This window comes from Glaciecola petra (assembly GCF_031846345.1).
GTDB classification, from domain to species: Bacteria; Pseudomonadota; Gammaproteobacteria; order Enterobacterales; family Alteromonadaceae; genus Glaciecola; species Glaciecola petra.
In genome coordinates this window covers 189,237-212,974 of sequence record NZ_JAVRHX010000003.1, presented here as the reverse complement: position 1 = coordinate 212,974, position 23,738 = coordinate 189,237, and the positions used below count along the sequence as shown (strand labels likewise).

General features: G+C 39.9%; 21 protein-coding genes. 8 read left to right on the top strand and 13 right to left on the bottom strand.

Features of this window, described 5'->3' with window-relative positions:
- Genes argH through argC form a run of 5 tightly spaced genes read right to left on the bottom strand, consistent with a single transcriptional unit; the run spans window position 1 to window position 5,440 of the window.
- Window positions 1-1,395 carry an argininosuccinate lyase gene (gene argH / locus RM552_RS11750; RefSeq protein WP_311369040.1) on the bottom strand — a complete coding sequence of 465 codons (1,395 nt, stop codon included), beginning with the start codon at window positions 1,393-1,395 and terminating at the stop codon, window positions 1-3.
- Window positions 1,395-2,609, bottom strand: coding sequence for an argininosuccinate synthase (locus tag RM552_RS11745; protein WP_311369039.1), 1,215 nt, complete (start codon window positions 2,607-2,609; stop codon window positions 1,395-1,397). Before RM552_RS11745 ends, argH begins: the two co-directional genes overlap by 1 nt.
- 17 nt (window positions 2,610-2,626) lie before the next feature.
- Window positions 2,627-3,568 (bottom strand): ornithine carbamoyltransferase, encoded by a 942-nt coding sequence (locus RM552_RS11740; RefSeq protein ID WP_311369037.1) that lies wholly within the window; start codon window positions 3,566-3,568, stop codon window positions 2,627-2,629.
- Window positions 3,569-3,602: 34 nt separating this feature from the next.
- The gene (gene argB / locus RM552_RS11735) at window positions 3,603-4,403 is read right to left on the bottom strand and encodes an acetylglutamate kinase (protein WP_311369036.1); all 801 of its coding nucleotides are present in this window, start codon (window positions 4,401-4,403) and stop codon (window positions 3,603-3,605) included.
- Window positions 4,403-5,440 carry an N-acetyl-gamma-glutamyl-phosphate reductase gene (argC, locus tag RM552_RS11730; protein ID WP_311369035.1) on the bottom strand — a complete coding sequence of 346 codons (1,038 nt, stop codon included), beginning with the start codon at window positions 5,438-5,440 and terminating at the stop codon, window positions 4,403-4,405. Before argC ends, argB begins: the two co-directional genes overlap by 1 nt.
- Before the next feature lie 440 nt (window positions 5,441-5,880).
- Here argC and RM552_RS11725 point away from each other — a divergent pair, with 440 nt between their 5' ends.
- Window positions 5,881-7,395: a methyl-accepting chemotaxis protein gene (locus RM552_RS11725; RefSeq protein WP_311369034.1), complete on the top strand. Its 1,515-nt coding sequence runs from the start codon at window positions 5,881-5,883 to the stop codon at window positions 7,393-7,395.
- 97 nt (window positions 7,396-7,492) lie between these two features.
- On the top strand, window positions 7,493-8,023 hold the full coding sequence (locus RM552_RS11720) for a DUF6436 domain-containing protein (RefSeq protein WP_311369033.1): 531 nt from the start codon (window positions 7,493-7,495) through the stop codon (window positions 8,021-8,023).
- Between the two features lie 17 nt (window positions 8,024-8,040).
- Here the strand turns inward: RM552_RS11720 and RM552_RS11715 are convergent, their stop codons facing one another.
- Entirely contained in the window at window positions 8,041-9,063 is a 1,023-nt protein-coding gene (locus tag RM552_RS11715) for a fatty acid desaturase (RefSeq protein WP_311369032.1), read from the bottom strand.
- Window positions 9,064-9,321: 258 nt separating this feature from the next.
- Complete coding sequence (locus tag RM552_RS11710; RefSeq protein ID WP_311369031.1) at window positions 9,322-10,203, bottom strand: Spy/CpxP family protein refolding chaperone; 882 nt, start codon at window positions 10,201-10,203, stop codon at window positions 9,322-9,324.
- A gap of 301 nt (window positions 10,204-10,504) precedes the next feature.
- On the opposite strand from RM552_RS11710, the gene RM552_RS11705 reads away from it, so the two are divergent.
- The 4 genes from RM552_RS11705 to trmL all read left to right on the top strand — a co-directional run bounded on the left by RM552_RS11705 (window position 10,505) and on the right by trmL (window position 14,173).
- A complete protein-coding gene (locus RM552_RS11705) occupies window positions 10,505-11,194 on the top strand; it encodes a response regulator transcription factor (protein WP_311369030.1) in 690 nt (229 codons plus the stop codon).
- 2 nt (window positions 11,195-11,196) lie between these two features.
- Entirely contained in the window at window positions 11,197-12,657 is a 1,461-nt protein-coding gene (locus RM552_RS11700; protein ID WP_311369029.1) for an ATP-binding protein, read from the top strand.
- Window positions 12,658-12,725: 68 nt separating this feature from the next.
- Window positions 12,726-13,706 (top strand): alpha/beta fold hydrolase, encoded by a 981-nt coding sequence (locus tag RM552_RS11695; RefSeq protein WP_311369028.1) that lies wholly within the window; start codon window positions 12,726-12,728, stop codon window positions 13,704-13,706.
- A 2-nt stretch (window positions 13,707-13,708) separates the two neighbouring features.
- Complete coding sequence (gene trmL / locus RM552_RS11690) at window positions 13,709-14,173, top strand: tRNA (uridine(34)/cytosine(34)/5-carboxymethylaminomethyluridine(34)-2'-O)-methyltransferase TrmL (protein WP_311369027.1); 465 nt, start codon at window positions 13,709-13,711, stop codon at window positions 14,171-14,173.
- 18 nt (window positions 14,174-14,191) lie between these two features.
- Here trmL and gpsA read toward each other — a convergent pair whose 3' ends face one another.
- The 4 genes from gpsA to RM552_RS11670 all read right to left on the bottom strand — a co-directional run bounded on the left by gpsA (window position 14,192) and on the right by RM552_RS11670 (window position 16,580).
- The gene (gene gpsA / locus RM552_RS11685; protein WP_311369026.1) at window positions 14,192-15,199 is read right to left on the bottom strand and encodes an NAD(P)H-dependent glycerol-3-phosphate dehydrogenase; all 1,008 of its coding nucleotides are present in this window, start codon (window positions 15,197-15,199) and stop codon (window positions 14,192-14,194) included.
- A 39-nt stretch (window positions 15,200-15,238) separates the two neighbouring features.
- The gene (gene secB / locus RM552_RS11680; protein WP_311369025.1) at window positions 15,239-15,742 is read right to left on the bottom strand and encodes a protein-export chaperone SecB; all 504 of its coding nucleotides are present in this window, start codon (window positions 15,740-15,742) and stop codon (window positions 15,239-15,241) included.
- A 74-nt stretch (window positions 15,743-15,816) separates the two neighbouring features.
- Window positions 15,817-16,074 (bottom strand): glutaredoxin 3, encoded by a 258-nt coding sequence (gene grxC, locus RM552_RS11675; RefSeq protein ID WP_311369024.1) that lies wholly within the window; start codon window positions 16,072-16,074, stop codon window positions 15,817-15,819.
- Between the two features lie 80 nt (window positions 16,075-16,154).
- The gene (locus RM552_RS11670; RefSeq protein WP_311369023.1) at window positions 16,155-16,580 is read right to left on the bottom strand and encodes a rhodanese-like domain-containing protein; all 426 of its coding nucleotides are present in this window, start codon (window positions 16,578-16,580) and stop codon (window positions 16,155-16,157) included.
- 199 nt (window positions 16,581-16,779) lie between these two features.
- Between RM552_RS11670 and gpmI the strand changes: the two genes are divergently transcribed.
- Entirely contained in the window at window positions 16,780-18,318 is a 1,539-nt protein-coding gene (gpmI, locus tag RM552_RS11665; RefSeq protein ID WP_311369022.1) for a 2,3-bisphosphoglycerate-independent phosphoglycerate mutase, read from the top strand.
- A 168-nt stretch (window positions 18,319-18,486) separates the two neighbouring features.
- On the top strand, window positions 18,487-19,548 hold the full coding sequence (locus RM552_RS11660) for a murein hydrolase activator EnvC family protein (protein WP_311369021.1): 1,062 nt from the start codon (window positions 18,487-18,489) through the stop codon (window positions 19,546-19,548).
- Between the two features lie 7 nt (window positions 19,549-19,555).
- Here RM552_RS11660 and RM552_RS11655 read toward each other — a convergent pair whose 3' ends face one another.
- Window positions 19,556-22,414, bottom strand: a complete 2,859-nt coding sequence (locus RM552_RS11655) for an ATP-binding protein (protein ID WP_311369020.1) — start codon at window positions 22,412-22,414, stop codon at window positions 19,556-19,558.
- A 119-nt stretch (window positions 22,415-22,533) separates the two neighbouring features.
- Window positions 22,534-23,721, bottom strand: a complete 1,188-nt coding sequence (locus RM552_RS11650; protein WP_311369019.1) for an NRAMP family divalent metal transporter — start codon at window positions 23,719-23,721, stop codon at window positions 22,534-22,536.
- Window positions 23,722-23,738 lie beyond the last annotated feature (17 nt).

Sequence of the window (23,738 nt, the reverse complement as noted above, 5' to 3'; positions counted from 1 at the left end):
TTATGCTCCGCTACGTTTAACAGCGTCGAGGTTTTTGACTTCTTTAGCTAATGCTGAAAGTACGCATTGATGGTTTGTTCCACCGAGTTGATTTCTTTTATTCAACACTGCTTCTAAACTTAAACATGCGTATACGTCATCGCCTATATCTTCATGGATGGCTTTAAAATCATCTAAAGACATTTCTTCCAGCGCGCAATTTTGCGCAATAGCGGCAACTACTGCTTTACCGGCAATATCGTGTGCTGTTCGAAAAGGAATATTTTTGGCGACTAAGTAGTCGGCTAATTCAGTTGAATTTGCATAGCCTTGTTGAGCAGCTTTGCGACAACGGGCTTGGTTAAGTGACATACTATTTAGTACTTCAACACCAATACATAAACAGATATGCCATTGATTGACAGTATCAATAGCGCCTTCTTTGTCTTCTTGCATATCTTTGTTATAGGCTAAGGGTAGACCTTTCATAGTGACCAATAATGCTTGTAAATGACCAAAAACTCGTCCGCATTTACCACGCATTAATTCCAAGGCGTCGGGGTTTTTCTTTTGGGGCATGAGTGAAGAGCCTGAAGTGACATCATCACCTAATTGCAAGAAGCCGGCTTCACCAGAATTATAAAAAATCAGATCTTCCGCCAGCCGCGACAAATGCATCATGCTAGTACTCGCTACAAATAATAATTCAAGCACAAAGTCGCGGTCAGAAACGGCGTCTAAGCTATTTAGACATGGGCCATTGAAGCCAAGGGTTTCTGCGATTTCGTATCGATCAACTGCAAAAGTGGTGCCTGCTAAAGCGCCGCTGCCTAACGGGCATTGATTCAAACGTTCGCTTAAATCGTCAATCCTGCTAACGTCGCGTTTTAACATTTCCACATAAGCTAAACACCAGTGAGCAAAATATACAGGTTGAGCACGTTGCAAATGGGTATAACCTGGAATGATAGTTTCTTTTTCGCGTTGGGCACAATTAAGCAAGGCTTCAATTAAATTAAGGCAATCTTGTTTTAAGCCCTTCAGGTGCGTCCTGACCCATAAGCGGAAATCGGTAGCTACCTGATCATTACGACTTCTCCCAGTATGTAGCTTGCGACCCAAATCGCCAAGGGTGTCAGTTAAGTAGGCTTCAACAAAGCTGTGAATATCTTCTTCAGAAGAAGCAGAAACGTCTATTTTTCCAGTTTCAATATCGTCACTTAATAATGCGAGAGTTTGTTCGATCTGGCTTTGCTCATCAGATGATAAAACGCCTGCTTTTTTCAATGCGCGAGACCAAACAATAGAGCCAAAGATATCTTGAGACGCCATAACATAATCAAAAGGCAGCGAGTCATTGACCTGTTTAAACATATCACTACTGCCCGATTGAAACCTTCCTCCCCACAAAGCCATTAGTCTTTCCTTGCTTGTTTGTTCAAATAATTGATACGACTTGATAAGCTAAATAAGCGAATAAATCCTTCAGCATGTGATTGATCGTAGACATCATCGGCACCAAAGGTGGCAAAATCTTCAGAATATAGACTATTAGGTGACTGGCGTTGAACAACCATTGCATTGCCTTTATACAGTTTAATGACAACCTCACCTGTTACTAGTTGGGCAAAACTTGCGGCACCAGCTAACAAGGCGTCATTCAGGGGTGTAAAATAGCGTCCGTCGTACATGACATGAGCATACTCTAAACCGATTTGTTCTCGATGTTTAAATGCGGCTTTGTCGAGCACTAAACATTCTAGCGCTTTATACCCTTTCATCATTAATGTGCCCCCAGGTGTTTCATAACAACCTCGAGACTTCATTCCTACCAAACGGTTTTCAACAATGTCGATTCTACCAACTCCATGAGCTGCAGCTATTTTATTCAATTCAACAAGCACATTGTAGGGGCTTAAGTGTTGACCATTTACTTTGGTCAAACGGCCTTTATCAAAAAATAAACTGACATGTTCAGCTTTATCTGGTGCATCTTCAGGGTCAACTGTCATCGTCCATACTTGTTTTGTAGGTGCATTCCATGGCTCTTCCAATTCTCCACCTTCATGAGAAATATGCCAAGCGTTGGCGTCGCGACTATAAATTTTAGTCGCAGAGGCGCTGGTTTGAACGTTTCGGCTAGCGAGATAATCGAGTAAATCTTCACGCGAGACCATGTCCCATTCACGCCACGGAGCAATAACTGGTAAGTCAGGTGCTAGCGCTGCAAAGGCACCTTCAAATCTGACTTGGTCATTGCCCTTGCCAGTACAACCGTGACTTAATGCATCGGCACCTACTTTTCGCGCAACGGCTACTTGTGCTTGGGCAATAATAGGGCGTGCCATCGACGTACCTAATAAGTAGTCATCTTCGTAGACTGCGCCGGTGGTTATTGTGGGGTAAATGATATCGTTAACAAAGGCCTCTTTTAAATCGACAATGTGGCACTCACTCGCACCTGAGGCGAGAGCTTTTTCTTCTAAGCCTTCAAGCTCAGCATCGCCTTGACCAACATCAGCCGCAAAAGCGACTACTTCACAAGCGTAATTTTCTTTCAGCCAAGGCACAATTGCGCTAGTGTCGAGACCACCAGAATAGGCGAGAACTACTTTTTTTATATTTGACATATGCGTTCCTGAAATATTTATTTAGTTAATTTGTTTGTTATATCGCTTAATAAATAGCAGAGAATGGCATTTTGCGCATGCATTCTGTTTTCTGCTTGTTGCATTAATAATGACTGCGGAGAATCCATCAATTCGCCTGTAATTTCTAAATCTCGGTGCGCTGGTTGGCAATGCATGACATAGTCGGCTTTGCAATGTTCCATTAATGCTTGATTGACTTGGAACGGCATAAAGGTAGTTTTGATTTGCTCCAAGGGGGTATCGTCTCCCATAGAAAGCCAAGTATCTGTGTATATCACGTCAGCTGATGGTGCTTCAGCTAGAGATTGATGAAAGCTGATCGTTACGTTGTTCGCATCAGCTAGGGCGACGATATCGCTTTTGATACGAGGATCAATTTCGTAATTTTCAGGGGTAATCACCACTTGATGGCATCCTAATAATATACCCAATATATTGAGTGAATGGGTCACATTGTTGCCATCACCTATATAGGCAATCGTCTTACCGCTAATGTCGCCATAGCATTCTTGCAGCGTAATATAATCTGCTAAAGCTTGGCATGGATGATACTTATCGCACAAAGCATTTACAACGGGTACACTTGCGCCAGAACTTAAAGCCACTAAGGTGTTGTGTGAAAACACCCGAGCTACTATTGCTTGTGCCCATTGACTAATGTTAGCACCAACATCTTTAGGATCCTCACGTTTTTCCATAAGCTGACCTTGGCTGTCCACGTATACCATATGGCCACCTAAATTATGAATGCCAATATCAAAACTCACACGTGTGCGAAGTGATGGTTTTTCAAATAATGCGACAATGGACTTACCAGCCAAAGGTTTACCATACTCTGCAGGGTTTTGTTTTAAATCTATAGCAAAATCGAGGAGCAGTTTAGCGTGTTCAGGCTCCCAATCGGTAAAGCTTAATAAGTTTTTTGTATTGTTAGTCATTTTATATCTCATTCAATTAAGGCAAAGTAATAAGCTATTGATGGCTTAAGATCTTTGTCCCTATCAATTTATCCTCAAGCAATATATTGGACGCATGCTTACAAGCAGCAATAGTCACTGCTTGTTTTATTTTATTTGCCGCAAATAGTGCAGCTTGTACTTTAACGATCATGCCATCGGTGATCACCCCATCAGCAATCAATTGCTGGGCGTTAGAGGCATTTAGTTCTGCGATATTGTTTTTATTGGCATCTAACACGCCTTCGACATCTGCAAAAAAGTATAAGCCAGTTTGCAAAAGGGATGCGATGCAAATGGCGGCATGGTCGGCATTAACGTTATATAAGCGCCCGTTATCATCTTTACCAATCGAAGCGACCACAGTTAGCATGTTATTACTCAGTAAAGTATCAATAAGTACGCTTGACTTTGCATGCACTTCACCCACCGCACCTATGTTATCTGGGTGTTCGGTGCATTTAGCTATGTCACCATCGGCGAGGCTAATACCTACAGCGTTGACGCCAACAATAGCAAACTGAGCAACTAAGCCTTTGTTCAACTCACCGGCTAAAACACTGGTTACAATAGGCATGTGTTCATCGGGCGTCACTCTTAAACCATTTTTACGTTCACTAGTAAAGCCAAGTTTAGTTAGCCTATCTAATACTTGCACACCACCTCCATGAACAATCACGATAGGTCGGCCTTTTTTATGAAGGATGGCTAAGGTGTTGAGCAAAACATTGGCCCCGCTTTCACTTTCTTGCAACTCTTCAAAAAAGCGGCCGCCAACTTTTATCACTAAGGGTCTATCATGACTTATCTGTTTCATTAAATTAAGCCTGTTTCTTGTGTGATACCTTGAATATCGCCCATTTTTAGATTACAGCATTGTATGGCTTGGGAAGCAGCGCCTTTAAGCAAGTTATCAATAGCAGATGTCACTACAATACAGTTTTTTTCTGCACTATAGACGTAAGCAATATCGCAATAGGGTGTATGCACAACATTGTCTAATTTGGGCATTGTGGGTAACAGTCTTATCAGAGGCTGGTTTTGATATGCGCGATTATAAGCATTATCGATGTCTTCTAGACTGACACTTGGTTTTAGAAAACAGGTTAAGGTAGCCAAAATTCCCCGTTTAAAAGCGCCTAAGTGAGGCGTAAATACGACTTGTTGATTAGCATATTCTTCTATTTCTGGCATATGTCGATGTTGTAATACGCCATATGCTTGTAAACTTACTTCTTGAAAACTTGTGGTAACACTGGCTTTACGTCCAGCACCACTGACACCACTAGTGGCGTTTATGACAGGCAAACTGTTGTTGGCTAGTAAATTGGCGCTAATTAAAGGCTTTAAGGCTAGTAAACTAGCAGTAGGGTAACAGCCAGGTACGGCAATGAATTTAGCGTTTTGAATTAACTGTGCATGCCACTCTGCTAATCCGTAGACTGCTTGTTTTAAGGCATTATGGTGTTTGTGTTCAAAGCCGTAATAAGTCTCAAATATTTGTGGATTAGTTAAGCGGAATGCACCGGATAAATCATACACGTTAGCCTGGCCATTAAGTAAGCTGGGTAAGTAGTCGTGGCTAAATTCGTGAGGTGTTGCGAGAAATATATGATCAAATTCGTTTGCGATATTATCTAACATACTTTCATTAAACGCTATCATTGTGCCAAGTTGAGCGAGTTTATCATCGCCGCTAAGTTGCTCATGGACTTGTGCAAGGGTTTTACCAGCAAAGTTACTATGCTCAGAGACATAACAAGCACGCAATTCAAGAATTGGGTGGCGATTGATGAGTTTAATTAGTTCAGCGCCAGTGTAACCACTCGCGCCAATAATGCATGTTTTGTTCATATGTTAATTCTGAATATATTCTGTTAAAAAAAGGTGGCAGGCAACAACGATTGTAATAACAACTTCATACCATGCGCACCAAGCGCTATATTGAAATTTTTGAGGCTTAGCGTCGACCGCCCCATAAATAATAGCGAGTTAAGGGAAAGAGTGTAAGGTGCAATGTCAGTGTAAGAATCACGGGTGTTTCCAAATAAACGGCAAAACAAATAATTATAAGCGAAGTTTACTATATATGAATTAAAATTCAATTATTATATATAAATATTCATAAAATAATTTCAATGCAGTCACCCTTTTGGCTAAGTTTTGGTGTGAAGTGGGGTGAGGTAAGATTGATTAAATTAAATTTAAGATTGCGTGTTACAAGCCGATACATTTCAAAGAGAATCTGTATAACAAATTCAATACGATTACCCAAAACACCTCGAGATTTTATTATGATTGATGTAGCAAACTTGGCAAACGACGACCGCAAATCACCTTTGGCTAAAACACAAAAACTATTTTGTGGTGTGATGATTGGGCAGATATTGTTATCCATCTTAATCGGCTTGTTTACCGGAAATATAGTGGTGGGTTTATTAGCCAGCGTGACAATTGCTGCTGTGCCAATATATTTTTGCTTAAAACAACCCGATAAAGCGCTTACTAGGCATCTTGTTGCAATTGCGATTCAGTTGCTGGCAGCATTGCATATCCAAATGACAATGGGTATGACTGAAATGCACTTTGGTGTGTTTGTGATGTTAGCTTTTTTGTCTTTTTATAGAGATTGGATGGTAATTGTAACTGGCACACTAGTAATAGCGGTGCATCATGTACTGGGCTTTGCTTCGCAACTAATGGGAGGCTCAATTATTGTATTTGAAGATGCTCAGCCTGCTTTTATGATTCTAGTCATTCATGCATCATTTGCCGTGGCAGAGTGTTTAGTATTAGTCTTCATGGCTCATCAAGCCAAGCAAGAGCATGCTATAGCCTTGGATACCAACATAGCGATTGGAAAAATTACTAAACAAGAAGGGACGCTGGATTTAAGAGATGAAAATATTCCCCAAAACCCTAATTTGAAAGATCTAGCAGCTATGCTTAATGCGTTCAAAAGTTTGGCGATTCAAACTCAGGAAGTGGGCGCGCAAGTTGCAAATGTGTCTGATAAAGTTAAACAGTCTTCTAATTCCTTAACCGATACAGTTGTTGATCAGAACGGACAAGTCAATAGTATCTCAGACTCTATAAATAGTATCACCAGCAGTATTAAAGAAGTGGCCGACTTATCACACAACGCGAATGATATTGCAGATGCCGCCAAAGAAAGCACAAATGAAACCACAAGTGCTATTAATAGCAGTCAAAGCAACATTGCTGATTTAAAATCAACATTAGAAACGACATCAAAAGCCATCAGCGATCTTAGTCAAAAATGTGAAAATATTTCTACTGTGATGCAATCAATTAAATCGGTTGCTGAACAAACCAACTTGTTAGCGCTAAATGCTGCTATTGAATCTGCTAGAGCAGGTGAGCATGGCAGAGGTTTTGCTGTGGTAGCCGATGAAGTGCGAAATCTAGCGATTAAATCTAAAGAGAGCGCAGAAGAAATCGAAAAAATAACCTCTCTCTTAACAGAGAGTGCAAATCATTCAGTCGAAAACATGGATCAATGCGTGGAAGTCGTTGATCGTGCGGTTTCTTCTTCTGAAAACGCTACTTCAAATATGGCCAGCGTGCTCCAAAGTATTGAACAAGTTAATCATAATGTTACTAATGTTGCTACTTCAGCTGCGCAACAAGCTAGCGTATCTGAAACAATCAGTGAAAATGCGATACACCTCCATGATTCGTTTGATCTCGAGCACAAACAAGTTGAATCTCTACAAGATGAAGTCACGCAACTTAACAACTTGGCAGATCAGCTTAATCTTCAACTGCAACAGTTCCGGTTGGCATAACGAATAACCGTTTTCATTTGCACCGGTTTACACTAAAGTGATCAGATCATCAGTTATCACATGGTGTGCCGTATTACTTTGGTTTACGGGTTGTTCCATGTTGGTTTTATGGATTGGAAGCATTAACAAAAGTGCGTTTGATCCATCATCAAAACTCGCAATAGCGATAATGGATCTGGAATTTGAAAAATCTCTAATCAATGCCATTGATTCTCATGTTAAAGGAAGGGCTGAGCCCTCCACGGTAGAAGCCGCTAGCGGCAGAATATTCCACTTTACGCAAGGTAATTGTTATTGTGAATGGTTGGCCAAATCTCATAAAAACAACTTAAACCAATGGTCAGAAAAAAATGGTTTTTCTAGCGTTAACATTGACCTAAATCTGCATTCGGAATTACTACATTTAATACCATCGACACCCGCAGTATTGGCATTAGATGATAACGGGGAGCTGTTGTATTTTGGACCATATTCCCAAGGAAGTGGCTGCTTCTCTTCAAGAGGCACAATAGACAAGCGTTTGGAAGCATGGAAGGACAGGCAAGTTTATGGCGATTCGGATGCAAGTACAGGTTCGCTAGGCGCTATGATTGACACTGACGCCAGCGGATGTTACTGCCAAACTTAGGTAATACTCAGCTAATATTAACCGGTATATAAATTTGCGTTTTTAATACTTTTAAAATCATTAAAACGCACACCTTGTTTGCGCATTACTTCGTTTATTTTTGCACTAATAAATTGGCGCAAATAAAACGGTTGGTTAGGCACAAAATGATGGATAGTATGTGTTTTACCGAAGTTGAAACAAAACAATTGAAACGGAAGAAACCAGCGACTTGTCAGCACGTGTGTTTGTTGGAAAACGTTATTTACGCCGCCGTAATAGTGCATTGACGAAGTAATGAAATTTAATGATGTTGAGCGCACAATATTAGGTATGATTAATACCACCATCATAAACTCAAATACGTTCATTGTTGCTAAGCCCCATGCGGGCATATAAGAAGCAACCGGCAAAAACAACGCGGTTACATGATAGACAATAACACAGTACAAAATCACAAAGTAGGCCGTCGAAATTGGGAAGGCAGCGTGAAACACCCGGCCAAAACTAAAGCCTTTAATTTCTTTGTTATAACGTTTTCTAAACACGATTAAGCCTATCAAACCGTCCATGATAACGAGCATTCTTTTAAGCGGATTTTTTATGCCGTTACCTACTAAACGTTCTTCTAAGTCTTGTTCAGTTCCAGATACCGCATGATGGTGAAGGTGTATTTTGCGTCGATACCATGGATTTATCGTGTTAGGTCGCATTAACCAAACGGTTAACATCATAAAATTATGAATAAGAGGCTTTTTGCTAAAGTACTGTTTGTGAATCAGGTCGTGTTCAAGTTCATGCGAAATTGAAGCAAACACCGCTGCGACAATGATACAAACCCACGCCGGGATGATGGCTAAATAATACAATACACCAGTGCTTATCATGCCTGCCAATGCAACCATCATGATAACCATGCCTAAGGTATTTTGGTGGGCAAGGATAGGGTACTTTTTACGCAATAGAGCTTCTTCGCTTTTAATCGCTTTAACGATTGTTTTAATGGCTTCTTTCGCGTTATCCCTTACTTTTTCTGGGCTTTTTTCACTGATATTATTCATAATTCTCAAACATTAAACTGGGTAATAAATAAGCAACTTTCTCTTCGGCGAAGAATAGACGCAAAAAAGTCGCGATGCAAGTTAGATAAACGATATAAATATACGTACTTGTACCTATATCGGCACAAATTTTTTTAACTTTTACGGTTGATTTGCATTTACATAAAAAAAGCCCATGAAAATCATGGGCTCAAAACAGATGTTAACTATGAATAAGGGACAAGTTAAATCTACACAGGGAAAGGTAATCTATTTGAATTAACCTTGCCTTAAATAACCGGATGAGCGTCGCTTATCTTTCATTTTTTTCAACATTTTTTTCTGCATGCGCTCAAAAGCTTCTATTTGCTCTTCAGACAATAGCGCTCTGCGGTCAAACATCGCTTTAGTTTGAATTAAACGAGCTGCCTTCATTTTAGTGCTCGCTTCGGCATGCAAGGTCAACCAAGCGTCTTCATCAAAACTTTCTGCTTTAATGAGCTCGCGTTCCATAGTGCGATAACTTTTGCCATCTGCTCTTAATGCGCTTTTCTCTGTTTTTGCGTTCGCATTTATCGCTTTCCATTGCTCTATCTGCTCTTCGCTTAGGGCCAACTTTTTGCTCATTTTTTTGAATTGTTTTTGCTTGGCTTTCGCAATTTTTGACTTTTTGCGGTCTGCTTTATTTTCATCAGCCTTTGCTTCTCGCTTGGATTTTCTTTCCTCAGCCCGCTGGCTTAACTGTTCTTTTTGACTATTGTCCAACAGTTGATATGCCGCATGCTTAGCTTTCGCGATGTTAAGTTTTGCTTGCTGGCTTTTTTCAATATGCGCGTCGATAACCTGAAGGGCAGCTTCTTCGTCCCAAGCCGGTAATTGCATCACATATTGCATGTCTTGAAAGCTATTTTTGCGATCAGCTTGGAAAACACTGTTGTCAGCTTTGACTTGCTTAAACAGTGCTTTAATATCTTCTTTTTGTTGAGAGTTCAAAGAAAGACCACGAAACATATGCATGGCTGACCTTGCATCTCTGGCTTGAGCTTTACCAGCTCGGTCACTTTTCATACCGTCTGTATCTGCAGGCATGTTTGCTGCATTCGCATTCGACAATAAAATTAAACTCACTATAGCGGCAATGGTGCTGATAGATATTTTCATCTTTTCTTCCTCTACGTTTAGCTTGTGAATCTGTATATCTGTGTGATCACAATGGCGTTTGAAATTCTTTAAAAGTTAAGGCTTAATAACAACAACTCTATACTAACTAATTATACGCAAAGTAATGCAAAGTGAGTGTAAAGCTTGTGTAAAGATGGTTTGTTTTATCGCTTTTTACTTAGAATATATGGCAAATCATAGCTGAGTACATACTCGCACTTTTTATTGTTGCTACAAAACTATGGTAGATATAGCTTGTTTAAAGCTAAATAAAATCGCTAACTGACAAAATGTGGAATAGATGGCAAATAAATTACTATTAATTGATGATGACCAGGCACTTACGGCCCTTTTAGGTGAGTACCTAGAAAGTCAGGGTTTTGATATAAGTATCGAAAACAACCCAAGTGATGGCATAGAATGTTTGCAAAAATATCAATATGACTTGCTACTATTAGATGTCATGATGCCTGAGATGGACGGTTTTGAAGTGCTCAAAAAGATCCGTTTGTTCTCTTCCATTCCAGTCATAATGCTTACGGCAAAAGGTGACGACTTTGACAAAATTTACGGATTAGAATTAGGTGCTGATGATTATTTGCCCAAACCTTTTAATCAACGAGAATTAGTGGCTAGAGTCAACGCATTGTTGCGACGTATAGATAACAAACTGGGGTTTAATCAGCCCCAGCAATTTACGATGCATGGGATATTTTTAAATGAATCCAATCAGCAAGTTAGTGTTGGTGAAAACGAAATTGAAATGACGATGACGGAATTTATGCTACTTGCTCAATTAATGAAAAATGCGGGACAATTACTCAGTAAAGAAAGTTTGAGTGAGACGGTATTAGGCCGAAAATTGAGTGCATACGACCGCAGTTTGGATATGCATATTAGTAATATTCGAAAAAAATTAAAATCACATGGTGTGGACGAGGTAATAAAAACGGTTAGAGGCAATGGTTACCTGTTGCAATTGGCATCTTAATTTTGAAAGCATTTCACTTCCTTAGCAAGTTAAATCCACGCAATTCATTATTGGGCCGTATTTTTGTATGGTTTTGGGTAGCAGTCACCATTATGGTGATATGCACCTTTGTTGTATCGCGTTACCTTGGTCAAGCTTGGGAGGTAAGCACGCTATCGCCTCAACAGCTAAAACGTGCTACTAATGCGCAAAATAACGTACAAAAAATACTGCAACGCACACCTGAAATAAATAGAGCTCTGCGCAGGACGAGCAACCGAGAGCCATGGCAACTTATGGCGATTAGTAAGAAGAATCAAAAATTGGTACTGGGTTTTCCACCGCCATTGTTACCGCAACGAGATCGTTTTATTGCATTGGTCAATGCACCAGAACCTTATTTGATAAGAGCAAACAATATGGAGTTTTATGGGCCTCTTACCCTTAATCACCGTGGCGAAGAATATGCTCTCTTTATTGGTAAGCTATTGGCTAGGCGAGATCGTCCAGCGGATGCGATAGCATGGTCTTTAGCCGTATTTATTTTATTGGGCACGGTTGCATGTGTCGCAATCGCTTATACTATTGCGAAACCCATCCATCGTTTGCGTTCGCTTAGCAATGGTTTTGCCAAGGGCGCACAACCAGCCCCTGATAAAGCCTTATACAATCGAAAAGATGAGTTAGGTGAGCTACATAATGATATATATTCAATGGCAAACAAACTAGCCAATAGTCTTGAACAACAAAAGTCCTTGATGGCTAATATCTCACACGAATTACGTACACCTTTAACTCGCCTGCAACTGGCCGTTGCGATGCTCGATTCCGATTCAGCTACTCAGCGCACTCGCGATAGTTCAAAAGAAGAGACTAGTAAACGACGATCATATAGCGAACGTGTTGAGAAGGAAATTGCCTTGATGGACGGCTTAATAGGTCAGGCTCTACAACTAGCTAGGTTTAATGATGAAGCTCACGAGCAATGGGCGCATAAAAAAGTATTACCAATAAATGAGGCTCTAAAACCTATTGTCGATGATTTAGTTTTTGAAGCTAAAGGTCTCAATATTAACCTAAAATTTGAATCTGAGACTGATGTTAGCTTGGCAATTAATACCATTAGTTTTACGAGCGCCATAGAAAATGTAGTACGTAATGCTATAAAATATGCAAAGCAAAATGTGTTGATAAAAGTATCTAATGAATCAAGCGGCTCATCCAGTGATAGCAAAAATAAAATATCGGATAGAGTAGTCATTTCCGTTCATGATGATGGAGATGGCTTAAACGATTTCCCGGAAAGTGAACAAATCTTTCAACCCTTCTATCGAGCCAGTTCTAGCGAAGACAAACAGGGTACCGGCTTGGGTTTAGCCATTGCAAAAGCTGCTATGGAACAGCATTCAGGTAAGATTTCACTCAATACTTCGATATTAGGCGGATTACAGATTGATCTGAGCTTTCCAATCAAGTCTAATTAGCTTACTTTTTTTCAGCGGCGTTCATCTTTTAGTTGAGCGCGGCATAATAACCAACAAGCAATTACTTAATGTCTTATTTTTTTAGTGACGAAAAAACAGTTAGTCAATTCCCAAATACACCCTATATGGATATGTTTGATGGTCTTGAAAAAGACTATTATGTGCAAGCAGATGGTACAAACAGCTTCTATTGTTTTGCCGCTTGTGATGAAGCGAAAGGCGTTATTGTTCTGTCTACAGGTCGTTCTGAATGTTTACATAAGTATGCCGAACTCATCTATGAATTTAAGCAAAACGGGTATAGCACGTTTATTTTTGATCACCGAGGTCAGGGTTTGTCTTCGCGCTTGACCGAAGACTCTCATATTGGTCATATTGGTAGATTTGATGATTATGTTAATGATATGAAGTGTTTAATAGATGAGGTGTTGCCTGAGAAGTTAAATAACATAGGACAAACACATCTACCGAAGTATCTGGTTTGCCATTCAATGGGGTGTGCGATTGGGACTTTATTCGTTCACAAGCACCCTTCGTACTTTTCTAAATTAATATTAAGTGCGCCTATGTTTGGGGTTCAGGCGCCTGTTCCAGAATGGTTTAGTTATTTTGTGGTTAGTACGGTAGTTTTTGTGCGTCAAATCTTGCGTATGCCAATTGTCTATTTTTGGGGGCAAGGTAAATATATAGACTTGCCGTTTGAGGCAAACACACTGACTAATTGCCCAATTAGATATAAAGCGTTTAGAGAAACAATGACAACGCATGCTGACAATCAGTTAGGCGGCATGAGTTTTGAATGGTTTAAACAAGCAATAATTGCGATGCGTGAAATACGCAAACAAGCTTCATCAATAAACACTCATACCTTAATATTACAAGCCGAAGAAGAGCAAATTGTTGATAACAACAATATGTCAGATGTTGCAAAAGCTATGAATAAATCACAACTCACGATAATCCAAAAATCGCAGCATGAGATATTTTTTGAAAAAGACGAAGCACGCAAAGTTGCGCTCTCACACATATACGATTTTATAAGAGCTTAAATATGTTAGATATTGTTTTATATGAACCTGAAATACCGCCCAATACCGGCAACATTATACGCTTATGTGCCAATACAGGTTACAAGTTGCATTTAATTGAGCCTTTAGGTTTTGATTGGGATGAAAAAAAAGTGCGTCGTGCAGGTCTAGATTATCATGAGTTTGTTAATACTCAGCGGTATCCCAATTTACAGTCTTATTTAGACAAACAACAACCAAAGCGTGTGCTTGCGTGCACAACAAAAGGCAAAGTTTTTCATCATGAAGCTAAGTACAAAGCGGGTGATGCTTTGCTATTTGGTCCAGAAACCCGAGGATTACCCAATACGGTAATTGAATCCTTACCTGAAAATTGTCGAGTGCGTATTCCAATGACTGCCAATAGTCGAAGTATGAACTTGTCTAATGCAGTTGCGGTTTTTGTATATGAATCCTGGCGGCAATTAGACTTTGTCAATGCATGTTAACTAGGCAGGTGTTTGAAGTTAATGCTCTGAAGTTTGTTCTCTGCTTAGTAAGGCAATAGCGGCCTCTTTGGCCGACTTATCGTTGTAAAGAACCTGAAAAATTTGTTCGCATATGGGCATTTCAATGCCTTGCTTTTGCGCTAATATATGGACTTCGTCAGTATTTCTATAGCCCTCTACTACTTGTCCAATGCTAGCTATCGCATCATGCACGCTTAAACCTTGACCTAAAGCGAGTCCAAATCGACGATTTCGCGATTGGTTATCAGTACAGGTAAGTACCAAATCACCTAAACACGCCATCCCCATGAATGTTTCATCTGTTGCACCAAGTGCTACTCCTAAACGCTTCATTTCAGTTAGGCCACGTGTGATAAGAGCGGTACGTGCATTAGCACCAAAGCCAAGTCCGTCAGCAAGGCCAGCACCTATAGCAATAACATTTTTTACTGCTCCGCCCAATTGCACGCCAATCATGTCTGAATTTACATACACTCTAAAGCGTTTTGGGTCATGAATTAAGGTCGCAAACTCTTTTGATAATTGTGAATCTTCACTAGAAAGCGTAATAGCAGTGGGTAAGCCAGCTGCCATTTCGGCAGCAAAAGTTGGCCCAGAAAGAACACCAAAAGGTAGGTTTGGCGGAAGTATGTCTGTAGCCACTTGGTGTAACATTCGTCCCGTTTTAGGCTCCAAACCTTTGCTTGCCCATATCACCTTATGATTGGTATGCAATAAAGGAGTGATTTGTTTTAACATGCTTGCAAAAGCATGACTAGGCACTACAACTAAGATATATTCGCTTTCAGCGATAGCATGTTCAAGTTGAGGTGTTGGTTTTAATGACGCTGGAAAGCTAAAGTCTGGCAGGTATTTATCATTACACTGAGTCTTTTGCATTTGCGAAATGGCTTGCTCATCGCGCCCCCACAAATACGTTAAGTGTTGATTACGCGCTAAGCAAAACGCCAAAGCAGTGCCATATGAACCTGCTCCTAATACAGTAATTTTATGTTGCGATGCCATTTTCTGTATTAGCTCCTTTGGCGCAAAAAAGGCTATATATTACGCGTCTAGTTTTGGTGCGTCATCTTGACCGTTTTCGGCTTGTTCCGCTTGACGTTTTTTAACGTATTGTTGGAAAATTGCATCAAAGTTAACTGGCGCTAAATTAAGCGGTGGGAACGTTCCTCTATTCACTAGGTTTGAAACAGTTTCTCGAGCATAAGGAAACAACAAATTTGGGCAATATGAGCCAAGCATATGCGCTTTGTTGTTAGCAGGCATTTCGCCTATTGCAAAAATTCCAGCTTGTTGTACTTCACATAAAAATGCAGTTTGTTCTGCATTTGTTGCAGTGACTGTGACCGACAACACCACCTCATATAAGTTTTTTTCTATCTCGTCGGTTCGAGTGTCAATATCCAGTTTTACTTCAGGTTTCCACTCACTTTGAAATACCGATGGTGAGTTTGGCGTTTCGAATGAAATGTCTTTGGTGTAAATGCGCTGCATATTGAATTGAACTTCTTGGGGGGTTGCAGCTTGTGCTTGTGCTTCGTCAGCCATCGTATTTCCTGTAATTTACTTCTAATTGTGCGCGTTAACAATATGGAACGTCGCATGGGTTAATAAAAAAATGTTTAGCCTGCTAATAAACTATCAAGTTTCCCAGTAGATTCTAGGGCGAATAAATCATCGCATCCGCCAACATGCATATCGCCGATAAAAATTTGCGGTACGGTCGATTTGCCATTAGCGCGCTCTATCATTGGATCGCGTAGTTCAGGTTGTTTGTCTATTTCAATATCGTTGTACTGAGCGCCTTTTGCATCAAGCAGTGATTTAGCGCGACGGCAATATGGGCAATACCCTTTAGTATAAATGTCTATTTTTTGCATAGTATATTCTCATTATTTAAACAGATAGTTAACCGCCGTTTTGACTTGCTTCATATCGCATGCGTTATCTTGGTCTCAATTTACTTTGTGACAGGTAGACCAGCGCCTTGCCATGCATTCATACCACCAGTTAACACATTTACGTTGGTAAAACCTTGCTTTACCATTTTGTTAGCGGTGCCAGCAGCCAAGTTACCCATCGCACATACCACTATAATGGGTTGTTCTTTGTGTTTTTCAAGCTTAATAAAGTTACCTTCTTTGACTTCTTGTGCTTTTATTTGGCGGGAACCGATAATATGACCTTTTTTAAAATCAGCAACAGGCCGAATATCAAATACAATGGCGTCTTCTTTATTCATCAACAAGGTCGCTTGATGATTGTCCACGCGTTTTGATTTAGACAACAAGGGCGAAATAAATGAAAACACTAATAAAATAACTAGGGCTACCCATACGCCTGCTAAAATAATATTGTCGCTTGCAAACTCAACGAGTTGTTCCATGAAATCGCTTCTCACTATGCATCTTGATTAAATTAAGGTCGTGGATTATAGCGAAAGCTGCACTAAATAACACCATCAGACATATTATATTCTCGAATAATTGCGCAATTTTTTGCCTATTATATTTAAGACAGCACAAATAACTGCTAAATTACACGCATCCCAATCTAATTTTCTTCTACTCGTGCACAGGAATCCTATGACAAGCAACAAAAAAACACTCGCGTTATTTATTTTAGACGGTTGGGGATATCGAGAAAATACAGACGATAACGCCATTGCTGCGGCAAAAACGCCGCATTTAGATAGGCTAGCAAAAGAATATACAAGTACACTTATTTCGGGTTCGGGACTAGATGTTGGTTTACCGCCAGGACAAATGGGAAATTCTGAAGTTGGGCACGTTAATTTAGGTGCTGGTAGAGTGGTTTATCAAGACTTCACCAAAATAACGAAAGCGATTGAAGATGATACGTTTAGTCAAAATGAAGTGTTATTAGACGCCATCGATAAAGCCGTTAGTGCAGATAAAGCTGTACATATTATGGGCTTATTATCTGACGGTGGTGTGCATTCTCACCAAGATCATATGCACGCCGCCATCAAACTGGCAAAAGAGCGCGGAGCAAAATACATATACTTACATGGCTTTTTAGATGGCAGAGATACACCGCCGCAAAGCGCTGCAAAGTATGTATTAGCCGCCGAAAAAGTTTGTGACACTATAGGAAATGCACAAGTTGCTACGCTGATCGGTCGTTACTATGCCATGGATCGGGATAAACGCTGGGATCGAGTAGAATTAGCATACAACTTAATTGTAAGTGGAGAAGCTGAATATAAAGTGGCTACTGCTAGCCAAGGCGTTGAGGAATCTTACGCAAGAGACCAAAGTGATGAGTTTGTTAAACCAACTGTGGTTGACGGATACAGCGGTATTGCGGCTGGCGACACGATTTTATTTATGAATTTTAGAGCCGACAGAGCGCGAGAGTTATCACATGCACTGATCACCCCAGACTTTGATGGTTTTGCACGCACCGGCGATAACGCCCAGCCTGATATAAACTTTGTAATGCTGACAGAATTTGAATCTACACTTTATGCGCCAGTAGCTTATCCAACGGAAAATTTGGTTAATGTATTTGGCGAATGGTTAGCAAAACATAACAAAACGCAACTTCGAATCTCTGAAACTGAAAAATTTGCACATGTCACATTTTTCTTTAGTGGTGGAAAAGAAGACGAATATCAGGGCGAAGAGCGTGTATTAATTCCGTCTCCAGATGTAGCAACCTATGATTTACAACCTGAAATGAATTCTGAAAAACTAACCGACGCTATTGTGCAGTCTATACAGGCTGGTAAACACGATGTCATTATTTGCAATTTCCCAAATGGTGATATGGTAGGACATACCGGTAAGTTTGATGCAGCTGTTAAAGCATGTGAGGCAGTGGATGCATGTATAGGTCGAATCATTACAGCCTTAGAAGAAAATGGTGGAGAGTGCCTGATCACAGCAGATCATGGAAACGCAGAACAAATGAAAGACCCAGAAACGGGAGTGGCACATACCGCACATACCAGTGAACCTGTGCCGTTTATTTACTTTGGCCGCCCTGCAAATGTTAGGCAAGGAGGGACCTTGAGTGATGTTGCACCGACTATGTTGCATTTGATGGGTATGCAACAACCAGAGGAAATGACTGGTACTCCGATTGTTACCGTCAAGTAAGCTTGGTTGATTATTCAAAGCGTTATGATAAACATACCTCACTGGCGCAACTGCAATAGCATGCGCTTCTGCTCGCTGAGGTTTGCTTTTGCGATTATTGTGTTATTAAACACGTGTCTGTTGCCAAATGTTTTTGCCCAGAGTGATAATAGAAGCGAAACTAAAGATTTGGCTAAAATTAAAACGCTTATTGAGCAAACTCAAGCTCAATTGAATAAAAATTTAGTCGATTCGGAGCGCTTGCAAAATGAGCTAAAACTAGCCGAATTACAAATTGCTGAAACCGCCACAATACTCAATCAAACTGATAAAAAGCTATCACAAACTCGCATTGAACTATCTAATTTGCAAGCACAAAAAAGCAACATTGAATTAGATATAAAACAACAACAAAACGCCCTTGCTAGCCAATTGAAAAGTGCATATATGGCGGGTGACTATGATTTTGCCAAGATGGTTTTTAATCAAGACCAGGCGGGAAAGTTTGAACGCGTCTTAACCTACTATCAATATTTGAATAAGGCCCGGCAAAAACAAATAAATCGCTTTAGAAGCCTCATAAAAACCCTAGAAGACGTGCAACAAAAGCTCGATACTCAAGAATCTGAGCTTGCTATTTTAATCGAACAACAATCCAGTCAATCAAAAAAATTGAGTTCTCAACAGCAAAAACGGTTTGCCGCTTATACTGCCTTAGAAAAACAAATACGCTCAGATCAAGCGCGGGTGTCGCAGTTACAGCAACAAGAAAACGCCTTGGTTGCCGCGATAGAGGCTGCCGAGCTAGCGGCAAAGGCCGCTAGAGAAAAAGCGACTGCACAAGACATTGAGCTAAATGGGTTAAGCACGGCAAAAGGTGAACTAGGCAAACCTGCTAATGGACGAATGCAGGCTTTGTTTGGTAAACGTAGGCAAGGCCAAGTCAGATGGAAAGGCGTTATCTTTGATGCTAGAGCTGGCAGTACAGTGAGAGCTGTTGCCGACGGGATAGTGCTCTATGCTGACTGGTTAAAAGGTTTTGGATTGGTCACTATTGTCGATCATGGTCAAGGCTACATGACAGTGTACGGCCGCAATCAAGCATTACTCAGAAATGTAGGTGATGTTGTTTTACAGGGGCAAAGCTTAAGTCTAGCTGGCACCAGCGGAGGGCAATCTAAATCGGGTTTATATTTTGAGATTCGTCATAAAGGCAAAGCGCTAAACCCCAGCCAATGGCTGCAAAATTAAAGGTATACTAATTTTTTTGATAGTGCCTATTCAAACCGTTTATTAAGACCTGAATTTCAATTGGTTTGGCAATGAAATCATCGAAGCCAGACTCAAGATAGTATTCAATATCACTTTTCATAACATTAGCCGTTAATGCGATAATGATGGCATTGGGATTTATCTTCTTGATATGTTGTGTTGCTTCAATCCCGTCCATTACTGGCATGTGTATATCCATAAACACCAAGTTTGGTTTTAAGCGCTTATAAAGGTTGATACTATCCTTTCCGTTTACAGCGGTAAATATTGTGGCTTTGCTGGGGGCGATCATAGTTTTGAAGATTGTCGCGTTAATTTCATTATCTTCTACTAACATAATTTTACAAGCCGATAAATCTGGCATGTCTTGCTTGATGCAATCTTGACTCAATAATTGGATTTGATCGCTTTCGGTAGATTCAATTGCCAGATTAACAATAAATTCTGTTCCTTGGTTTAGTGTGCTTTTACAAGAAATATCACCCTGCATCATGTTCACAAGATGTTTAGTTATTGCTAAACCTAAGCCAGTGCCACCAAATTTTCTTGTGGTCGATATATCTGCTTGAGTAAAGCGATCAAATAAGGAATCAACTGCTGATGGTGATATACCTATACCAGTATCCTTTACCACAATAGAAAGACCTTGTTCAGCACTATTCTTGCGTTCGGTAAAGGAAATGCGGATTTCGCCACTTTCCGTGAATTTAACGGCATTAGAAATTAGATTGGCTAAAATCTGTCTGACCCGAACCGGATCACCCACCCAATATTTGCTATTGAGCTCATGAGTCTCAACAAAAAAATCGACACCTTTTTCATTTGTGGTTGAAACATAGTCACTTCGCACGTTTTCAATCACTTCTAGTAAATCAAAGGGTATGTTTTCTAAGGTTAATTCATTTGCCTCAATTTTACTAAAATCCAACACATCATTGATGATAGTAATGAGTGAACGGGAAGAGAACAGGGCTTGTTCCGTTAACAAATCTTTTTGATGTTTATCTGAAAGGTCATTTTGTAATATTTGCAATGTGCCAAATATACTATTGAGTGGTGTCCGAATTTCATGGCTCATATTTGCTAAAAAAGCAGACTTAGCTTGGCTTGCTTGTTTGGCTTGTTTTAAGGCTCTATTTATATCTTTGGTCTGTGCTTGTATTTCTTTTTCTTGATTTAAATTTACTAGCGCTAGTTTAGAATTCGTTTCCTGGGTTTCTTTAATAGCGCTTTTGAGGTCTTGAAGTATCACAGCATATTGAGCCGAAAACTCATTAATAGTTTTGCTCAGCGAATTAACCTCTTTGACGGGTGTATTTTCATCAACGTGCATGCTCTCAAAAGCGCCGCTATGTGAGAATTGTGTTATGTTGCGCGCCAATATTGAAAAAGGATAACTGACTCTTTTTGAGACGCTTAAGCCCAACATGATGGTAAGCATTAAAAAGAGTATTAATAATCCTAGTGCATTGATAAGCAGTTCAATCATTTCTCGCTCGTAAACACTGCGGGGAAGGATACTTAGCGCACGCCAATTTGTATCGCCTATAGATTGAGCATTAATAAAATAATGGTCATTTTTTTCGTCAATAAAAAATGTATCAGATACGACGCTAGTATCATCAATAAACGCCATTAAATTTGATTCAGTCAGATTTTCTAAATAGTCAAACTCTAGTGCTTCCGACCTATAAACCACTCGATTTACTCCATCCAAAATTAATAGGCTTTGTTCATCAGAAAGTTGTTTTTTATCTAAGGTAGAAAAATAACCTAAACTCAGTGAAGCCTGCAATATGCCGATAAATTTACCCCTTGCAAATAATGGTGCCGATAGCGCCACGATAGGGTCATTGCCAAAACCTCTACCTTGAAAAGCATCTGATATATAGGGAGTTTGATTATCTTTAACTGAAGAAAAGTATGGCCTATCAGCAACACTAAACGCTGAAGCATCAATAGAATCAAGTAAGCTAGCGGGGTACGTATTGATTAACTTACCTTGTGCGTCGGTCACTAACATGGTGAGTATACCTGGCAGCTTGGCAGATATTAGGTTTAAGTTTTGTTGGGTAACTGGTGCATTTAATAGAGATAAATTTTCAGCAACTGTGCTCAATTGGACCAAAGTTTTATCCAGATAATGGTGTACTTCATTTGCACTGTTGCTGGCCTGGGTGAATAACTGAGTATGTATATGGCTTAGTTTTGTGGTTTTAGTTTCGGATAACCAATAATATCCATTTATGCTCACCCCAATAAGTACTGCGGCAAAAATAGTCAGGTTGATGACCTGATTAAACGAAAAAATTAACGCGTATTTATGATTTTTGAATGCAATTAAATACAATAAATAGCCCAAAGTAGAACTTAATATTCCATTTATTACATATTTCAATGTTATGGCATCTTTGGTCAATGTAAAGTACGTCGTAAAATATTGATAGCTAAAATAGACGATAATGGCACCAAGTGTTGACCAGTATATTATACAGGGTATCAATGGGTGTTTACGTTTTACAATAGCGATATATACAATAAGGATTTCTATGAGGTTTGGTAAAAGTGATAGATAGTGCCCCCATATTTGTGATATTGCCAAACTCGCACATATACTTACTAACAAACCTGCACTTATGCCATAACGAATGGTGATTGCTATGGCAAACATATTCCCGAAAATGAGTTCGGCGCCTGATACCAGTGAAATAGGATAACTGTTGACTAAAAACGCACTAATACAAGCAAGCGCTATCATTGCAAAGTCATCAACATTCCATTCCAGTAAGGAAGTAATTTTTTGGCGAATTGTTTTCACACTAATCTTCATGTATTTATCTGGCATTTAGTCCTTGTTTATAAAGTAAACAAATCTTTACAATACATATTGTTATCGGCCACTTTATGTAATTATTTACGCTTGTCTTAGGACACAACCAACGTTTTTGGAATGACTTAATTCACTTATGCAATAAGCTTCACAGCGGCTAACAGTAACACTAAACATACAACGGCAGCCCCTAGCACATTTTGTAACCAACTATTGGTGTAGTCACCGAGCAATCCTGCTTTATTACATACCCATAATAGTAAAATAGCTGAAATAGGCAACAGCAAAGCATTGGCTGTTTGGGCTAATAATATTAAGGTAATTGGTTGAATACTCAAAGTGGCTACTAGCGTGCCAGTGATTACTATTAGCAGTGCTGTTAGCTTAAAGCGGATATCACTTAAATTCGGTGTCCAAGAAAATAGACCACAAATAGCATATGCAGCTGCAAGTGGTGCCGTTATTGCGCTAGTTAACCCAGCTGCGAACAGGCCTAGACCAAAAAACAATTGAGCGTTGTCGCCAAGAATAGGGGCAAATTGAGAAGCGATATTACTTCTATCAACATCTATTTGGCTTATGAAAAATGCAGTTACCGAGCTTGATAAAATAGCAAAGGTCACCAAACCGCCTAGTCCTATACTGGCAAACAATTGGCTTTTTTGTTGTGACATTTCGCGTTGAGTGATAGACGAATTTGCGTCTTGTGCGCTCAAGCCCGCATGCAAAAATAAGTTATATGGCACAATAGTCGTCCCAATAATAGCTAAGGCAAGTGTCGTATTGTTCATGATGGGTTGATGCAAGAGCACGCCTTGCATCAAGAGTTTACTATTAATGCCTACCATTATCATAAGTGCAACAAATACAATACTCATTAGCAGCACCAAGGCAATTAAACATTTTTCTACTAGTTTATAGTGGCCGGTCAAAATAAGTAAAAACGCAGTCAAACCTAAACCAAGCGCCCAATAGTTTAACGAGCCCCCAAAATTTTCACTTAGGCCTAGTGCAGCACCTGTTATATTTCCGCCTTCGTAGGCAGCATTACCCACCCCTATTGCGGCTACTATTAACGCGCCGAGTATCCATTTTGCAAGCGTATTGTTAACAGCATACATGATTGCTTCAGACAAACCCTTGCCTGAAATAGTACCTAAACGTGAGGCCATTTCTTGCAATATATAAGTTGCAACAATAGCGAAGACTAACAACCAGACTAAAGCATACCCTGTATTTGCTCCAACCAACGTGGCAGTGGTAACAGTGCCCGGGCCAACAAATGCCGCCGCTATGATAAGTCCTCGAATACCTGCTCGCATGATATGTCCTTCTTTTT

What these genes read in the sequence shown, in the direction of transcription:
- argH (WP_311369040.1), bottom strand. Translation starts at nt 1,395, where the DNA reads ATGGCTTTGTGGGGAGGAAGGTTTCAATCGGGCAGTAGTGATATGTTT.
- RM552_RS11745 (WP_311369039.1), bottom strand. Translation starts at nt 2,609, where the DNA reads ATGTCAAATATAAAAAAAGTAGTTCTCGCCTATTCTGGTGGTCTCGAC.
- RM552_RS11740 (WP_311369037.1), bottom strand. Translation starts at nt 3,568, where the DNA reads ATGACTAACAATACAAAAAACTTATTAAGCTTTACCGATTGGGAGCCT.
- argB (WP_311369036.1), bottom strand. Translation starts at nt 4,403, where the DNA reads ATGAAACAGATAAGTCATGATAGACCCTTAGTGATAAAAGTTGGCGGC.
- argC (WP_311369035.1), bottom strand. Translation starts at nt 5,440, where the DNA reads ATGAACAAAACATGCATTATTGGCGCGAGTGGTTACACTGGCGCTGAA.
- RM552_RS11725 (WP_311369034.1), top strand. Translation starts at nt 5,881, where the DNA reads ATGATTGATGTAGCAAACTTGGCAAACGACGACCGCAAATCACCTTTG.
- RM552_RS11720 (WP_311369033.1), top strand. Translation starts at nt 7,493, where the DNA reads ATGTTGGTTTTATGGATTGGAAGCATTAACAAAAGTGCGTTTGATCCA.
- RM552_RS11715 (WP_311369032.1), bottom strand. Translation starts at nt 9,063, where the DNA reads ATGAATAATATCAGTGAAAAAAGCCCAGAAAAAGTAAGGGATAACGCG.
- RM552_RS11710 (WP_311369031.1), bottom strand. Translation starts at nt 10,203, where the DNA reads ATGAAAATATCTATCAGCACCATTGCCGCTATAGTGAGTTTAATTTTA.
- RM552_RS11705 (WP_311369030.1), top strand. Translation starts at nt 10,505, where the DNA reads ATGGCAAATAAATTACTATTAATTGATGATGACCAGGCACTTACGGCC.
- RM552_RS11695 (WP_311369028.1), top strand. Translation starts at nt 12,726, where the DNA reads ATGTCTTATTTTTTTAGTGACGAAAAAACAGTTAGTCAATTCCCAAAT.
- trmL (WP_311369027.1), top strand. Translation starts at nt 13,709, where the DNA reads ATGTTAGATATTGTTTTATATGAACCTGAAATACCGCCCAATACCGGC.
- gpsA (WP_311369026.1), bottom strand. Translation starts at nt 15,199, where the DNA reads ATGGCATCGCAACATAAAATTACTGTATTAGGAGCAGGTTCATATGGC.
- secB (WP_311369025.1), bottom strand. Translation starts at nt 15,742, where the DNA reads ATGGCTGACGAAGCACAAGCACAAGCTGCAACCCCCCAAGAAGTTCAA.
- grxC (WP_311369024.1), bottom strand. Translation starts at nt 16,074, where the DNA reads ATGCAAAAAATAGACATTTATACTAAAGGGTATTGCCCATATTGCCGT.
- RM552_RS11670 (WP_311369023.1), bottom strand. Translation starts at nt 16,580, where the DNA reads ATGGAACAACTCGTTGAGTTTGCAAGCGACAATATTATTTTAGCAGGC.
- gpmI (WP_311369022.1), top strand. Translation starts at nt 16,780, where the DNA reads ATGACAAGCAACAAAAAAACACTCGCGTTATTTATTTTAGACGGTTGG.
- RM552_RS11655 (WP_311369020.1), bottom strand. Translation starts at nt 22,414, where the DNA reads ATGCCAGATAAATACATGAAGATTAGTGTGAAAACAATTCGCCAAAAA.
- RM552_RS11650 (WP_311369019.1), bottom strand. Translation starts at nt 23,721, where the DNA reads ATGCGAGCAGGTATTCGAGGACTTATCATAGCGGCGGCATTTGTTGGC.